The 15,894-nt window shown below is 34.0% G+C and carries 17 protein-coding genes; 13 read left to right on the forward strand and 4 right to left on the reverse strand.

Annotation, left to right across the window (positions count from 1 at the left end; translation table 11 throughout):
- Positions 1-47: 47 nt before the first annotated feature.
- From C6H18_RS03045 to ruvX, 3 genes are read left to right on the forward strand one after another with little or no spacing between them, the layout of a single operon-like run.
- Positions 48-2,183, forward strand: a complete 2,136-nt coding sequence (locus C6H18_RS03045) for a WD40 repeat domain-containing protein (protein ID WP_104721636.1) — start codon at positions 48-50, stop codon at positions 2,181-2,183.
- On the forward strand, positions 2,180-2,944 hold the full coding sequence (locus tag C6H18_RS03050; RefSeq protein WP_104721637.1) for a DNA-processing protein DprA: 765 nt from the start codon (positions 2,180-2,182) through the stop codon (positions 2,942-2,944). The genes C6H18_RS03045 and C6H18_RS03050 overlap by 4 nt, the downstream gene beginning before the upstream one ends.
- Positions 2,941-3,336, forward strand: coding sequence for a Holliday junction resolvase RuvX (gene ruvX, locus C6H18_RS03055; RefSeq protein WP_104721638.1), 396 nt, complete (start codon positions 2,941-2,943; stop codon positions 3,334-3,336). Before C6H18_RS03050 ends, ruvX begins: the two co-directional genes overlap by 4 nt.
- On the opposite strand, the gene C6H18_RS03060 is transcribed toward ruvX, so the two are convergent.
- Together C6H18_RS03060 and C6H18_RS03065 are read right to left on the reverse strand one after the other, a co-directional pair.
- On the reverse strand, positions 3,319-4,716 hold the full coding sequence (locus tag C6H18_RS03060) for a chemotaxis protein CheX (protein WP_104721639.1): 1,398 nt from the start codon (positions 4,714-4,716) through the stop codon (positions 3,319-3,321). The genes ruvX and C6H18_RS03060 overlap by 18 nt on opposite strands.
- Before the next feature lie 29 nt (positions 4,717-4,745).
- Entirely contained in the window at positions 4,746-5,675 is a 930-nt protein-coding gene (locus C6H18_RS03065; RefSeq protein ID WP_104721640.1) for an OmpA family protein, read from the reverse strand.
- 156 nt (positions 5,676-5,831) lie between these two features.
- On the opposite strand from C6H18_RS03065, the gene C6H18_RS03070 reads away from it, so the two are divergent.
- The 5 genes from C6H18_RS03070 (at position 5,832) to C6H18_RS03090 (ending at position 10,469) form a co-directional block, all read left to right on the forward strand.
- Positions 5,832-6,590 carry an NAD+ synthase gene (locus C6H18_RS03070; protein WP_104721641.1) on the forward strand — a complete coding sequence of 253 codons (759 nt, stop codon included), beginning with the start codon at positions 5,832-5,834 and terminating at the stop codon, positions 6,588-6,590.
- A gap of 8 nt (positions 6,591-6,598) precedes the next feature.
- Positions 6,599-7,729, forward strand: coding sequence for a DegT/DnrJ/EryC1/StrS family aminotransferase (locus tag C6H18_RS03075; RefSeq protein WP_104721642.1), 1,131 nt, complete (start codon positions 6,599-6,601; stop codon positions 7,727-7,729).
- Positions 7,726-8,631, forward strand: coding sequence for a tetraacyldisaccharide 4'-kinase (locus tag C6H18_RS03080; RefSeq protein WP_104721643.1), 906 nt, complete (start codon positions 7,726-7,728; stop codon positions 8,629-8,631). The genes C6H18_RS03075 and C6H18_RS03080 overlap by 4 nt, the downstream gene beginning before the upstream one ends.
- A 110-nt stretch (positions 8,632-8,741) precedes the next feature.
- The gene (locus C6H18_RS03085; protein ID WP_233704041.1) at positions 8,742-9,119 is read left to right on the forward strand and encodes a hypothetical protein; all 378 of its coding nucleotides are present in this window, start codon (positions 8,742-8,744) and stop codon (positions 9,117-9,119) included.
- 66 nt (positions 9,120-9,185) lie between these two features.
- Positions 9,186-10,469, forward strand: a complete 1,284-nt coding sequence (locus C6H18_RS03090; RefSeq protein ID WP_104721644.1) for an adenosylmethionine--8-amino-7-oxononanoate transaminase — start codon at positions 9,186-9,188, stop codon at positions 10,467-10,469.
- On the opposite strand, the gene leuB is transcribed toward C6H18_RS03090, so the two are convergent.
- On the reverse strand, positions 10,466-11,533 hold the full coding sequence (gene leuB, locus C6H18_RS03095) for a 3-isopropylmalate dehydrogenase (RefSeq protein WP_199770109.1): 1,068 nt from the start codon (positions 11,531-11,533) through the stop codon (positions 10,466-10,468). The genes C6H18_RS03090 and leuB overlap by 4 nt on opposite strands.
- Position 11,534: 1 nt before the next feature.
- The gene (locus tag C6H18_RS03100; RefSeq protein ID WP_104721646.1) at positions 11,535-12,020 is read right to left on the reverse strand and encodes a 3-isopropylmalate dehydratase small subunit; all 486 of its coding nucleotides are present in this window, start codon (positions 12,018-12,020) and stop codon (positions 11,535-11,537) included.
- A 345-nt stretch (positions 12,021-12,365) separates the two neighbouring features.
- On the opposite strand from C6H18_RS03100, the gene C6H18_RS03105 reads away from it, so the two are divergent.
- Genes C6H18_RS03105 through C6H18_RS03125 form a run of 5 tightly spaced genes read left to right on the forward strand, consistent with a single transcriptional unit; the run spans position 12,366 to position 15,865 of the window.
- A complete protein-coding gene (locus tag C6H18_RS03105) occupies positions 12,366-13,166 on the forward strand; it encodes a TOBE domain-containing protein (RefSeq protein WP_104721647.1) in 801 nt (266 codons plus the stop codon).
- A gap of 16 nt (positions 13,167-13,182) precedes the next feature.
- A complete protein-coding gene (modA, locus tag C6H18_RS03110; protein ID WP_104721648.1) occupies positions 13,183-13,941 on the forward strand; it encodes a molybdate ABC transporter substrate-binding protein in 759 nt (252 codons plus the stop codon).
- Positions 13,934-14,338 carry a molybdate ABC transporter gene (locus tag C6H18_RS03115; RefSeq protein ID WP_104721649.1) on the forward strand — a complete coding sequence of 135 codons (405 nt, stop codon included), beginning with the start codon at positions 13,934-13,936 and terminating at the stop codon, positions 14,336-14,338. Before modA ends, C6H18_RS03115 begins: the two co-directional genes overlap by 8 nt.
- Positions 14,328-15,002: a molybdate ABC transporter permease subunit gene (modB, locus tag C6H18_RS03120; RefSeq protein WP_104721650.1), complete on the forward strand. Its 675-nt coding sequence runs from the start codon at positions 14,328-14,330 to the stop codon at positions 15,000-15,002. The genes C6H18_RS03115 and modB overlap by 11 nt, the downstream gene beginning before the upstream one ends.
- The gene (locus C6H18_RS03125; RefSeq protein WP_104721651.1) at positions 14,996-15,865 is read left to right on the forward strand and encodes a sulfate/molybdate ABC transporter ATP-binding protein; all 870 of its coding nucleotides are present in this window, start codon (positions 14,996-14,998) and stop codon (positions 15,863-15,865) included. Before modB ends, C6H18_RS03125 begins: the two co-directional genes overlap by 7 nt.
- The last annotated feature ends 29 nt before the right edge of the window (positions 15,866-15,894 follow it).

Below are 15,894 nucleotides of genomic sequence, written 5' to 3' on the forward strand. Positions count from 1 at the left end.
AGTTAATTTATGTTAGAATTAGGTTAGAAAATGACAGGAATATTTTAATGATAAGTCTAAAAGAAACTCATCAATTAACAGGTAGTATTCTCACAATAGAGCAAGCAGGTGATTGCACATTTTGTGTTGATAATACCTTTTTTATCACCCAAATTAATGAAAACTTAAAGATTGAAAAGACTCTTTGTTTTGCCAAAGATGCACAATCTTTTCATCGTTATTCTCACGCTTGTGGAATCTCTATGAATCGTTATTTTTGTATCCCTATTAATGAAAATCATAAAGCCTTTATTTTGGAGTATGAGGATGGAAAAATAAAGCATATAGCAACACTTAGTGATCACGATGGAGATATAGAGACTTGCAGATTTTCTAATAATGGAGAGCTTTTTGCCACAGGCGGACAAGATGGTAGAGTCTTTATTTATGACGCTAAGAGCTTTTTGCCTATTACCTCACTTATGGCGCGTTCAGATTACATTTCTGTAATTTCTTTTTCTCACAACAACGAATTTATGGCTATTAGCGGATACGATAAATTTACCGTAATCTTTGATGTTTTGTGTCATAAAGTTGCTTTTAATTTCCAAACAACTGATGTTGTAGAGGCTTCTTGCTTTTTTGAGAAAAGTGAGCAGTTATTATTAGTGTGTCGTAATGGAGATAGCATTATTTTTAGCCTTAAAGAAGGAAAAATCCTCTCATCAAAGACTCCTTTTGCATTTTGGCCCACCAGCATTGCTATTGATGAAGAGGAAAATTATGCACTAGTTGGGACGCGTTCTGATAGCTTGTATGTGCTTTCTTTAAAAGACAATAGCAAAGTTATAGAGATTAAAAATGAACACGCTGGTATCTCTTCTTTGAAATTTTCTAATGGGTTTTTATATATTGGTTGTATTGATGGAGGGTTATTGATTATTGATTACAACGAAGGAAAGGAGGAGTTGAAAGAAAGTATTGATAGGAAAGATTATAAAGCCGCTAGGGAAGTTATTGATAAAAATATTTTTTTAAGTATTCACCCTTTAATGAAAACCTTTGATGATGTTTGGCCTAATATATTAGAACAAGCTGTTCATCTACTCAATCAAGATAGAGTGGATTCTGCTGTCGAGCTTGTGGAGCCTTTTGTGGTAGATGAAAGCAAAAAAAGCGAATTTGATTTTTATCTAGCCCAAAAAGATGGAGTGAAAGATTTTTTAGAATGTATTGATAGCAAAAATTATAAAAGAGCTTATGAAATGTTGCAAAAAGCGAAGTTTTTGGTTAAAACCAAGGCTTATGAAAAGCTTGAAAATATTTGGAATAAAGCTTTTTTTGAAGCAAAAAAACTTCTTATTGAAAATGTGCAATTAAATGAAAGGTTGGTAAAACAGCATTTGCAACCCTTTGAATCTACTCCCAAAAAAGAGCTGATAGCTCAACTTTTGCATAACGCTGATGCTTTTGTTAAGGCAGATAATCATATTAAAAATCGTAATTTTAAAGAGTATTTTTCGCTAACTTTTAAGTTTTCTTTTCTAAGAGAAACCGATTTATATAAAAAGGTATTATTATTGGGTGAGAGAATGCTTGATAATGCCGTTGAACTAGAAAAGAAACTTCAGTATGATGAAGCTAAAAAGATTGCGGAAACTTTATTGGTGTTTCCTAATTTAAAACGTTTTGCTCAAGAAAAAATTGTTTTAATCCAGCAAAAAGAGAGTTTTTTACTAGCCATTGAAAAAAAAGAGATTAAAAAAGTTTATTCTATGGTTAATGATAATGAGCAATTGCGTTCTATGGTGCAATTTAAAGAATTTACTAAAATTTTCTTAGAGGTTTATGAAGCTGCTAGAGTTTATGCTTATGAGGGTAACGCAAAACAAGCAATGATAACTTTAGGGGAGTATATGGAGATTCCTTATTGGATAGATAAGATTGCTTCTTTAATGAAAATTGCGTATTTGCAGCAAATTGATAATGCTGTCTATGAAGCAGATGTGAATTGGGAGATTACTATAAGACGTTATTATGATCGTTTTGGTAAAAGTATTGAACTTATTAAACTCTTAGAGGGTAAGCCTATGGAAGAGTTTTTAGATAAATTTGAAGAAGATGGCAATAGCGATGGTTACCGCTATTACCAGTTTGTAGAAGATATTGTTATTTATATTATTCAAAAAGAACAAGATTATTGAAAGAATTATTTGAGATTCCTTTAGAGCTTCAGCATTTAAATCTCCAAAAACTCTACTATGTAGGTAATTTATCTTTACTTAATAAGCGCAAAGTTACAATACTTGGGTCAAGAAATCCAAATCTCTATGCGCAACATTTTACACAAGAGATTGCTAAAAAAATTTCCCAATATGGGATGGTTGTCGTAAGTGGTGGAGCATTAGGTATAGATATTATCGCACATTCTTTTTCTCTGCCTCTCACGATTATGATTGCTCCAAGTTCTTTAGACATTATTTATCCTAAGACAAATTTCCAAATGATTCAAAGAATGTATGAACAATCTCTTGTTTTAAGCCAATTTGCACCTTCTTATCAGCCTAAAACTTATTCTTTTTTAGAACGTAATAAACTTGTGGTGAGTTTGGGGGAATGTATAATACTGCCACAGGCAAATTTAAAAAGTGGCTCGATGCAAAGTGCTGAATATGCACTTTCTTTAAAGAAGAAAATTTATGTTATTCCTCACCGCTTAGGTGAGAGTGAGGGAACAGAATATCTTGCTAAAGAGGGTTTAGCGGAGGTTATTTGGAATGTGAATGAGTTTTTAGAAAGTCTCTTTGGAGAATGTATCCAAGCCCAACCTATTGATGAGATTTTAGAGTTTTGTAGGCATAATCCATTTTTTGAAGAAGCCTTACTAAAATTTGGCGATAGAATTTTTGAATACGAATTAGAGGGTAAAATAAGAAGAAATAATGGTAGGGTTGAAGTTGTATGAAAAATATTTTAGCTGTTGATGTGGGACTTAAACGCATAGGTTTAGCGAGGTATGTGCAGAATATCCCCTTACCCATTGCCCCTATTTTAAGAAAGAATCGCAATCAAGCCGCAAAAGCCTTACAAGACTTCGTAATAAGCAATAAGATTGATATTCTTGTAGTGGGGATTCCTAAAGAAAGTAATTCTGATATGGAGATTAGAATTAAGCATTTTATAGGTTTGCTAAGTCTTCCAGAGGAAGTCGAAGTTTGTTTTATAGATGAATCTTTTAGTTCAAAAGAAGCACTAGAGAGAGCAAGAGGAAGCAAAGGTTTAAAAAGGAGAGATGGCAAGCTAGATAGTCTTGCCGCTTTAATGATTTTAGAATCTTATTTAATAGGTAAGGAATAGATTTAAAGGTTTATCATTGAGGGCTAGATTAATCTGCACACCTTGCTTATCTATCAGTAAATTTGCCATTTCTTCTTCGTTGGAGTAAGACTTGGGTAGAGAAATACCAATGGAGATATTATGCTCTGCCAAAAGTGCCTTGGAGCGTCCAGCTATAATATTGGCAAATTCTGAAATAACATCTAAAAGCTCTTCATCGCTTTGGGATTCTTCTCCAAATAGCATTGTAGAAGCTTCTTTGACAATTTCCTTGCTAAAACACAAGGCAAGAGTTCCACTTATATCCCCTTCAAAGCTAATAGTTGCACCCATAATATCTTTTTCACCGGTTTGTGTATAGTTCTTTACTTTATAATCAAGTCGTTTGACCTCTCCACCTGTGAGAGAAGAAAGTGTTTCAAGGCTTGCATTAATAAAAATAGGAAGTTGTGCCATTAATTGTTTGGTTAGATTCTTTTTGTTTTGTTCCGCTATTTGATGTTGTTTGGCTAATTCTTGGATTCTTGAGTCTTTTTTGCATTCCTCCATAGAATCAAAGAAAAATATTTGCGCACGTTTATAAGAATCAAGCTTATCCTTATCGGCAAGACAAAAATTTAATCCGCAAACTGCAATATGGGCATCAAATTTTTTACCATTAAGGGCTAAGGACATAATGAAGTCTAAGACGGCAACATCAAAATTCTGTGTTTCACTTGCATCAAAAATGAAAACTTTATAACCCTCTTTAAGTCTTGCATTGTGTCGTTGGATATTAAAAGATAAGGAAATGTTTTTATCTACTTTTTTATAGAGTGTATAAGTTACTATCCCATTGTTGATAGCAATAGGGATAAAGTTGGCTGCAACATCAAAATAAATATCATAAAGATAAAAAGCTTTATCTGAAAATTGTTTTTTCTTTTCTGAAAATTCTTGTGGCGTGTTGATGGAGAGAACATCATAACCTTTACCCTTTAATTCTTGAGAAATTAAGGTTTGAACCATCCCATCTGTGTCATAGTAGAGGATGGTTTGGTTTAATGGTGGCATTTTTAGTCCCAATAATAAGTCTGCCATTGCTTTTGTTTTAAAAAGTGGCAGACTTTTATTGGGTAACAGAGATTTTAATTTGGCATATTGTTTGGAATTATAACCGATAAAGGCTACCGCAATGCTAATTTTGTTGTGCATAGCAAGTAATGCTTTTGCTATCAACATAACAGAACTTTCATCAAAAGATTCAATATTTTCAAAAGAAAAATAAATGGCTTTTAACGAAAGACTACGAATGGTGGCACTGCTAGAAACCAAGACATCGCAAATCTGCTTGGCTTGTTTCATCTCTAATTCTATATCAGGGATATAGATGGCAACATTATTTTCTATTATTGGCTTCATAATTAAATCTTAATCCTAGTTTTTAGAGTTTAATGATAAATTTCTGCTTCAACTCTTCTGTTTTGTTGCCTACCTTCTCTAGTCTCATTAGTAGCAATTGGATTATCTTCTCCGTGTCCTTTTGCTTCTAATCTTGTAGCAGAAACACCTTGTTCTATAATTTTATTTTTGATTGCTTTGGCTCTTTTTTCTGAAAGATTTTGGTTATATTCTTCGCTACCAAGGCTATCGGTATATCCATTAATAATGGCTTTTTTGCTGGGATTTTCTTTCATATAATTGGCAAAATCCATAATTTCTCGATTATATCGAGGAGAAATTTCTAAAGAATCAAAAGGAAATTGCACAGAAAAGGTATGTATGTGTGATAAAACAGGTGTTTGTATGACTGGTTCTACCAATACCTCCTCTTCTTTAATAATTATTTCTTCTTGTTGGGCAAAAGTTCCAAATGGAATACTAAATCCCAACATTGCTACAACATCACTTCTACCATCAAAGTTTATCAGGTGTCTAAGCTCTGTTTTGAGGTGTAAATATTCAAAAGTTTCCCACCTTAGCCCTATTCCATATTGTCCAAAAGGAGCACTATCTAGACTTTGTTTTGTGCTAGCCACATCTTCATAACCGATACCGCCTAGGATATAAGGAGAGGTATTTTGCCAAGACTCAAATTCTTTAACGACATTTAAATAGTAGCGATTGATAGAAGTTTTGTCGTGTGTGGCACTATGTCTATATTTTGCATCTTTAATATTATCATAACCAACCTCTAAGAGTGCCGTTGGTGCTACTCTTCCAGCAAATTTAATACCATAGGTAAGGTCAATACCATTTTTATATCTTGGATTATCAACATGCGTATCTCCTCCAATTTGTGGGGTGATTTCTAGTAGATTATTTGCCGCAAAGAGCGAACCACACAATACTAATGATAATGGAACTGCTTTGTTTAACATAATGTTACTCCTTGATTGAATTTATAGAACTAATGCTAAAAATTACAATGCTTTTGATTTCTGGGAATTGTAGCATAAAAATTTTAGTAATTAAACATTTTTTGGATACAATTTGCTTAGTCTTTAATGGAAGTCTTGCGTTTTGGGATAACTTATATGAAAGATTATGCTGGTATTATTCAAAGGTTAATAAATTTTTTAAAAGAGGAATCCAAGAACAAGGGATTTCAATCTGTAGTATTTGGGTTGAGTGGGGGAATTGATTCTGCAGTAGTGGCTATCTTATGCCAAAAAGCATTTTCTCAACACTCTCATGCGCTTTTGATGCCCTCTATGCAATCTTCTAAACAAAGTGTTGAAGATGCTCTAATGTTGTGTGAGAAGTTTCGTCTGCCTTATACGATTTTGCCTTTAGAAAAAATGCAAGAAGGATTCTTGCAAACTTTAACAGGATTGGGTGATAATCCTTTAAGAATGGGGAATTTATGCGCTAGATTGCGTATGATTTGTCTTTATGATTATGCCTTTACTCATCATTCATTGGTGATTGGAACGAGTAATAAGAGTGAGCGAATGTTAGGATATGGGACGATTTTTGGCGATTTGGCTTGTGGAATAAATCCTATTGGGAATCTCTATAAAACAGAGATTTATGAAATTGCAAGGATTTTAGAGATACCACAGAGGATTTTAGATAAAACTCCAAGTGCGGATTTGTATGATGGACAGAGTGATGAGAAGGAGCTTGGCTTTTCTTATGCAGTCTTGGATAAAATTATGATGTTTTTAGAGAATGGTTACTCTCAAGAAGAGATTCTTCGCAAAAATTTACCAAAAGAGGCTTTAGAGTTAGTTTTAAGGAGAATGCAGACAATGGAATTTAAACGCAAGATGCCAGAGTTAGCCCTATTATAAGGACAAAGATGAAAAAGATTCCTTATTTCATTCCTGATATTACTGAAGTTGAAAAGAGCACTATTGCGAAAGTTCTTGAGAATCCTAGTGATGATATTGTCTGTGAGTTTGAAGAAGAATTTAAAAAATATATCAATGTAAAATATGCTATTTCTGCTGTTAGCGGCTCTGCAGCTTTTCATCTCTGTCTTTTTGCTATGGATATAAAACGGGGCGATAAGATTATTTGTTCAGTGAATTGTCATCCTATGTTTCCAGAAATGATAAGGCATTTTGATGCTGAACCTATTTTTGTGGATATACAAGAAGATACTTTTGAAATATCTTTTGATAAAGCCCAAGCCATTATCCAAAACAATATAAGTAAAAAATTACGCGCTATTGTCATAAGCCATATTGCAGGTCAAGTTTGTGAAATGGAGTGTTTTTATCAATTAGCCCAAAAGTATAATATTAAGGTAATAGAAGATGCCACAATGGCACTAGGGCTAACACATAAGGGAATAAAAATAGGGAATCATAAAAGTTATGCGACAATTTTTAGCATAGTTTTAGATTCTTTTAATCCGGTGGCACAAGCGGGAGTTTTGACAACAGAAGATGAGAAATTGGCTAATGCGGCTATTTTATTGCGCTATCACGGGATTGTGAGTGAGCGGGTTACTAGTATGCGCCCCCAATATCTTTATGATGTAATAGGAATTGGGAATAAATACAATATTAGTTATCTTGATACAGCTCTTTGTATGGGTCAGTTGCGAAGGATAGGTTTTATTATAAAAAAACGGCAAGAAATTGCTAAACATTATATACAAAGTCTTAAAAATGCTCCACATCTCTCTATGCCGGTGGTTAAAAGAGAACATATTTTCTTTCATTTTATTATCAAGATTGACAAAAATCGCGATCATTTTGCCAAAGAATTGAAAGATTGCGGAATCGAGACGGCTTTACATTTTGTGCCTTTACATTTATTAACTTATTATAAAAGTAAATATGGACTAAGAATAAGTGATTTTCCTATTTCTTTAAAAAACTATCAACAAATTTTGAGTTTGCCTATTTATAGTGCTATGAGCGAAGAAGATGTTGATTATGTCTGTAAGCAAGTCTTGAGACTTGCAAATGGTCGTGTATGAGAGGCATTGAACATTATTTTTATGCACCAAGTTTTTGGCAAAAGGCATTGGCAATAATACTTTTACCTATTAGTGCATTGTATTGTGGTATCGCAACTCTTAAAAGAGGGTTTGCAAAGTATGAAGATTTTGGAATCCCTATTATTAGTGTAGGAAATCTTGTGATAGGCGGGAGTGGCAAGAGTCCTTTTATCCTTGAAGTTGCTAAAGAATACTCTAAGGTTTGTATTATTTTGCGAGGATATGGGCGCAAAAGTAAGGGGTTGAAAGTCGTTAGCGTCAATGGAGAGATACTTGAAGATTCTAACAATGCAGGAGATGAAGCCATTATGATTGCAAAAGCTTTAAAAAATGCTTCAGTCATAGTTTGCGAAAATAGAAAAAAAGCCATTTTAGAGGCTAAAAAAATGGGGGTAGATATTATTTTTTTAGACGATGGATTCCGATTTAATTTTAAAAAATTAAATATTGTGCTACAACCAAAGTTAGAGCCTTATTTTAACTTTTGTATTCCAAGTGGGGGATACAGAGAAAGAAAGGCTGCTTATAAGAAAGCGGATATTTTGATAAAAGAAGGGGTGGATTATAAAAGGGAGGTCAAGCTTGTAAATCCTACGAAAAAAATGTTGCTTTTAACCGCCATTGCTAATCCTTCAAGATTAGATGAATATCTACCAGATGTTGTGGGTAAGATTGTGTTAAAAGATCATTCTTATTTTGATAAAGCAAAGATTTTAGAAGAATATACAAGGCTTGAAGCTACTTCTTTACTAGTAACCCAAAAAGATATTCCAAAGCTAGAATCCTTTGGACTACCGCTTTCTGTTTTGCAGTTAGAAATGATAATAAGTCCAGAGGTTAAGCAAAGCATTAGGGGATATATTGCAAACACTTTATCTTAAGAGAATTTTGGCAATATCTTTATATTTTCTTGATAAAAGTATTTTATAATTTTGCCCATAAAGACAGAGGGAGAACTTCCAAAGTCTTGAGTAAAAACAAGGAGTTTAAAATGAAACTTACAAAAATACTTGGAGCTTTAAGTTTGGCAACATTACTTTCAAGCGCACTAATAGCCGATGATGATTTTGATGTATATGGGCAAATTTCAGCTGTGGATTCTGTGAATAAAACAATTACTCTAAGTGCCCCTGGAGGACAATTAGTGATTAAAGTTTTACCCTTTACAAAAATTAAAGGTGATGATTGTGGTCCTTTTGGAAATGATGTTTATGGGACTTTTAAAGATTTAACAATAGGAAAATCCATAAAGGCTGAAATTATATCTTATGGTGCCTATCCCGCAGTGCAAGATTTAGCGGCACAATCTCCTAATACGCAATACAACGCTAAAGAGATTGAATGGAAATGCTACCCTAAAGCTTACTAAGGTAGAGGATTGTAGAGTGATTTATACATCACCCCTATCCCCCTCATCCTCCCCTAAAGAGCATTAATGAATACCTCTTTAAAAGATTTAGACTTATCTTATATCTGGCATCCTTGCACACAAATGTATGATCATAAAGAAAATATCCCCTTAATTCCCATTAAAAGAGCCGAAGGTATGTTTTTATATGATTTTGAAGATAAGGCATATTTGGATTGTATTTCAAGTTGGTGGGTGAATCTTTTTGGGCATTGTAATCCTTATATTAATCAAAAACTAAAAGAACAAGTAGAGAGTTTAGAACATATTATTTTTGCAGGTTTTACCCATAAGCCTATTATCGATTTATCTAGGCGTCTAATAGAATCTCTGGATTCTAAGTTTTCTAAATGTTTTTATGCAGACAATGGCTCTAGTGCAGTTGAAATAGCTTTAAAAATGGCATTTCACGCCAATGTCTTAAAAAAAGAAAAAAAGACAAAATTTCTATGTTTGCAAAATGCTTATCACGGAGAAACCATAGGTGCTTTAAGCGTTGGAGATTTAGGAATTTACAAGGAAGTCTATGAGCCTATTTTGTTGCAGAGTTTGAGGGTTAAAGCTCCTTGTGGAAAGGATTATGAAGAATCTTTAGAAGACTTAGAGCGATTACTAAAATCCTATCAAGGAGAAATTGTCGCTTTTATTTTAGAACCACTTATACAATGTGCGGGAAATATGAATATGTATGATAAAGATTTTGTAAAAGAAGCAACTAAGCTCGTCCAGAGTTATGGAATCTATGTTATTTTTGATGAAATTGCCGTAGGTTTTGGAAGAAGTGGTAGTATGTTTGCCTACCAACAATGCGGAGTTGTGCCGGATTTTTTATGCTTGAGTAAAGGCATTACGGGTGGGTATTTACCCTTATCGGTTGTTGTTACACATCAAGAAATTTATGATCTTTTTTATGCACCTTATGAGCAAAATAAAGCTTTTTTGCATTCGCATTCTTATACGGGTAATGCTCTAGCGTGTGCTTGTGCTAACGCAGTTTTAGATATTTTTGAACAAAACAATACCCTAGAGGCTAATAAGATTTTATCCAAGTTTATTTGGGAGCAAATGCAGGTTTTAAGAGCTTTTGCGTGTGTGAAGAATTTACGATATTGCGGAATGGTATTTGCCTTTGATTTAGTCGGGTTTGAGGGTTTGAGGAAAGGCTTGGAGGTTTTCAACATTGGCTTAAAGAAAGGTTTGCTCTTGCGCCCTTTGGGTAATACGATTTATTTAATGCCTCCTTATGTTATTACACAAGAACAAGTGGTTTATATTATAAAGTCCCTCCAAGAGATTCTAAGGGACTTTTAATCCAGAATCTTTTGTGCGATAATGCTTCCTAGCTCTTGGGTGTTGCAAATCTTTTTTGCTCCAAACCTTGCAATATCTTTGGTGCGATAACCTTCTTTGAGGGTGGATTGTATAGCATTATCAATACAATCTGCTGCTTGTGTTTGTTGGAGCGAATAACGGAGCATCATACTGGCACTAGCAATGGTTGCAATAGGGTTTGCAATGCCTAAACCCGCAATATCTGGCGCAGAACCGTGTATAGGCTCATAAATAGCAGCTTTTTCCCCAATAGAAGCAGAAGGTAGAAGCCCAATAGAACCACTTATCATACTAGCTTCATCACTTAAAATATCGCCAAATAAGTTTTCTGTCAAAATAACATCAAATGCTTTAGGTTCTCGGATTAATTGCATTGCCGCATTATCAACATACATATGGCTTAGATGCACTTCTGGGTATTCTTTGGCAACTTCATTGACAACCTCACGCCATAGTTGTGAAACATCTAAAACATTTGCTTTATCCACAGAGCAAAGCTTTTTATTGCGTTTTTGTGCAGCTTCAAAGGCAATATGGGCTATCCTTTTAATCTCATCGACACTATAAACCATTGTATTGTAGGCTCTGTTTTTTTCTCTGCCTTTAGGTGTGCCAAAATAGATTCCTCCAATTAATTCACGCACCACTAAAATATCTACTCCTTTGACAATTTCTTCTTTTAGCGGACTAGATTGCAAGAGTTCATCATAAACTTTAGTTGGACGAAAATTGGCAAAAACTTCTAGGGATTTTCTAAGTCGTAATAATCCAGTCTCTGGACGCAATTCTCGTGGTAGATTGTCCCATTTTTCTCCCCCAATAGCACCAAAGAGTATAGCATCTGCTTTTAAACAACCCTCAATGGTTTCATCAGGAAGAGGATTTTTGGTTAAATCATAAGCGATTCCTCCCATTAGGTAATTTTCAAAAGTAAGGGTAAAGTTGAATTTTTTTGTAACTGCCTCTAAGACTTTGATAGCTTCATTAATGATTTCAGGACCAATTCCATCGCCTTTAATAACTGCTATTTTATAATTTTTCATTCTATTTCCCTTTTTGATTTTTTGCATAGGGGATAAGTCCTCCACTCTTTAGAAGTTCTAACATAAAAGGTGGGATAGGCGTAAAAGTATATTGTGTTTTTTGGGTAAGGTTTTTGATGATCCCCTCTTGTAAATTAATTTCTAAGTTATCCCCTTCATTGATAGAATCAACTTCTTTAATCTCTAAAATGGGCAGACCTGTATTAAAGGCATTGCGATAGAAAATCCTTGCATAGCTTTTGGCGATGACTGCGCTAATACCTGCAGCCTTTATGGCTACAGGAGCGTGTTCTCTACTAGAGCCACAGCCAAAATTTTCTCCCCCTACAATAATATCCCCTTTATGGATTTCTTTAATAAAATCTGCCCTTGCATCTTCCATAAGATGAGAGGCTAGAATCGATTCATCACTCGTATTTAAATATCTTGCCGCAATAATAATATCCGTATCGATGTTATCGCCAAATTTCCAGACTTTTCCTTGCATATTTTCTCCTTATTTCTTTATAAATCATAAGTCCCCCTATCCCAAAACTAATCCTTACTATAAAGGAATTTTTATAAGATGGTGAAACTTTTAGAAAACATATCCTTTGGGGGCTTTATCTTTAAGAATGCAAAATATATTTTATTTAGTTAAGTCTCCTAAAATTAACTTTTGCATCCTTTACTAAAATTTGTTTGTTTCTTGTGATAGGATTGCCATAAAATCCCTTGTTGGATTGCGCCATATTATAGCACTATTTTGGAAGTTTTCATCTTGACAAATCGTTATATATTTAAATATAATTCGTTAATAACCTCAAAAATTAGGGATTTTATTTAATTGACTATGGAAATTCAAGGCAGAATTTGGATTAAAGAAAAAGGAAAAAATTTCTTAGGATATGGCAAAATCGAATTGCTAGAGCGGATAGCAAAAAGTGGTTCTATTTCAAAAGCCGCCAAAGAAATGAGAATGAGTTATAAAGCGGCTTGGGATTGCGTTGATGCGATGAATAAACTCTCTAAAGAGCCTTTAGTTGTTACCATTAAAGGTGGTAAAAATGGTGGTGGTGCGCAAATTACCCAAAAAGGGCAGGAGATGATTGAAGTTTTCCACCAAATAAGAGAGAATCACGAGCGCGTATTACGACTTTTTGAAGGGGATTTGCATTCTTGGGAGGTTTTTTTAGAGGGTAAGGGTAAAATTTTAGATGCCTTAAAGGGGGTTACAATGCGAACAAGTGCTAGAAATCAGATTTATGGTGAGATTGTTGCTATTAAAGAGGATGCTGTTAATGCAGAGGTTGTTTTGAAGTTAAAAGAAGGTGTAATGCTAACTAGCTCCATAACCTTGCATTCTTTAAAGCAGCTTGGTTTAGAGGTTGGGATGCAATGTTGTGCGCTTATTAAGGCTAATTGGATGGTAGTTTTTAAAGAAGAGCCTAAGCAATCATCTTTGCAAAATCTATTAGGAGGAATAATAGAGTCTATACAAGAGGGAGATACTAACTCCGAAATAGAAATTAATAGTAATGGTGTGCCATTATATGCCATTATCACAAAGGAGCTAAAAGATGATTTATGTTTGAAAAATGGAGAAAAAGTTTGGTTTGGATTTAAAGCTAATAATGTGATTTTGGGAATTTAGAATAAAAGGAAAGAAAATGTTGAGGTTTTTTAGAAAAATAGTTTTGGTGGGGGTATTAATTGTTGGCACTAGTGCTTTTGCAGAAGAGATTAGAGTGTTAGGTGCGGCTTCTTTGAAATATGTTTTAGAATCCATTAAAGAAGATTTCTTAAAAAATAGAAAGGGGGATAAAATCGATATTTCTTATTTTTCAAGTGGTAAGGCTTATGCGCAAATTAAAAACGGAGCCTCTGTGCATTTATTTGTTTCTGCTGATGTTAGCTATCCTGCAAAACTTTATGAAGACAAATTAGCCTCACAAAAAGAAGAGATTTATGCTAAGGGTAAGCTAGTATTATGGAGTAATGATAAGGATTTTAAAATTACTAAATTTGAAGATATTTTAAATCCAAAAATTACGCATATTGCTATTCCTAATCCAAAACTAGCCCCTTATGGTAGAGCAAGTATAGAGGCTTTAGAAGCGACAAAAATGCTTACTAATGTGGAAGAGAAGTTTGTAATTGGGGAGAGTATAGGGAGTGCTACTACTTATGTGGAATCTAAAAATGCGGAGGTGGGTTTTAGTGCTTTATCAATGTTTGGTGCTAATGGTGTTAAAACCAATACGATGAGTCTTGTTGTTATTGATGAGAAGTTTTATAAACCCATTAATCAAGCTCTTATTATCCCTAAATTTGGAGAGAATTCTAAACTTGCCTTAGAGTTTAAAAATTATATCTTAAGCAAAGAGGCTAAAAAGAGATTCTTAGAGTTTGGATATAGTGTTGAATAAAATTCGCGGTATATTAAGAGATTTTGTTTCGCAAGGAGGAATTTCTCGATTAGAAGTGGAATGCGGAGAATTTGTCTTTTTTGTCTTGCTCTTAGAAGATTCTATTTCTTTACGAAACTATTTGCATAAAGGCATTTGCATAGGGTTTAAAGAAAGTAATGTAGTGGTAGCTAGTAGAATAGAGGGAGTTAGTAATGCCTTTGAAGCAAAAATTCTCTCTTTTGAAAGTGATAACCTTTTTATGCGTTTGTTACTAGAATGCAAAGCTGCAGAAAATGGTCAGATTAGCGTATTGGCTTCTTATGAGTGTGCGAAGAATCTTACAAAGAGTAAAAAAGTATTTTGGCATATTTTAGAGAGTGAAATTATGGTGTTGGAAAGATTTGATGGAGTTTGATGGTTTTTTATCAACGATGTTTCTGACTTTTAAAGTTGCCACGATTACGACATTTTTGTTGCTAATTGTTGCTATCCCTTTGGCGTATTTTTTAGCATTTTCTCAAACCAAAATAACGGCTATTTTAGAAGCCATAGTCTCTATGCCTTTAGTGCTTCCTCCAAGTGTATTGGGGTTTTATTTATTACTTGCCTTTAGCCCACAGAATGCCTTTGGTAGTTTTTTATTAGAGTATTTTAATCTCAAATTAGTTTTTAGCTTTGAAGGATTGATTTTAGCCTCCGTGATTTTTAGCTTACCTTTTATGGTTAATCCCATTCAAGCAGGTTTTGCAAGTTTGCCAAAATCTCTTTTTGAGGCAGCATTGACTTTAGGAAAAAGTCGCTTAAGCATACTTTTAAAGGTTTTATTGCCTAATATTTCGCATTCTATTTGGATGGGGGTAGTAATAGCCTTTGCTCATACTATTGGAGAGTTTGGCGTAGTAATGATGATAGGGGGGAATATACAAGGTGAAACTCGTGTTGCTAGTATTGCCATTTATGATGAGGTAGAATCGCTTAATTATGCTTTAGCTCATCAATACGCTCTAACCCTTTTTGTTATTACTTTTTGTATTTTACTCTTCACTTTTTATCTAAAGAAAAGCAAATCTTTATGGTAACCATAAGAATCCAAAAAAAACTTCATAGCACAGAAGGGGATTTATCTTTAGAATTAGATTGCCAATTAGAAGAAAACCAGCTCATTACGCTTTTTGGAAAAAGTGGTGCAGGTAAAACGACAATTTTAAGAATCCTAGCAGGTCTTGTTAAGCCTGATTGTGGGTTTATTGAAGTGGGTGGAAAGGTGTGGTTTGATTCTAAAATCAATATCCCGCCACAAAGAAGAGAAATAGGCTTTGTTTTTCAAGATTATGCCCTCTTTCCTAATATGAGTGTCGAAGAGAATCTTTACTTTGCTTTGCCAAAGGGAGAGGATAAGAGGATTGTTGATACTCTCTTAGAAATGGTAGAATTGAGTGCTTTAAGGAAAGTAAAGCCTAATGTTTTAAGTGGAGGGCAGCAGCAACGCGTAGCTTTAGCTAGAGCTTTAGTAAGGAAGCCCAAAATTTTACTTTTAGATGAGCCATTTTCTGCATTGGATTTGGGAACTGCACAGAAGTTACAAGCAGAACTTTTAGAGATTCATCGACATTTTGGACTAAGCACTTTTTTGGTTAGTCATAACTTTAGCGAAGTATTTTTTCTCTCTAATTATATTTTGCATTTAAGTAAGGGAAGGGTTGATAAAGAGGGTCCTCCTCAATGGGTGTTTTTAAACCAAATTCCTAGTGGTAAGTTTTTACAAAATGGAGTAGTATTAGAGATAACTAAAAATGGCTTAGTCTTTATTGTCTCTGTGTTGGCGGGGAATAATATTGTAAAGATTACAGCATCTGCTGAAGAGATTAAGGGGTTAAAAATTGGGGATTTAGTAATGTTAAGCTCTAAGGCGTGGAATCCTGTATTGGTGAAATTAGAATAAGAACGAAAAATTATGTTATAAAATAGCAA

Source organism: Helicobacter mesocricetorum (genome assembly GCF_900198605.1).
GTDB lineage: Bacteria > Campylobacterota > Campylobacteria > Campylobacterales > Helicobacteraceae > Helicobacter_D > Helicobacter_D mesocricetorum.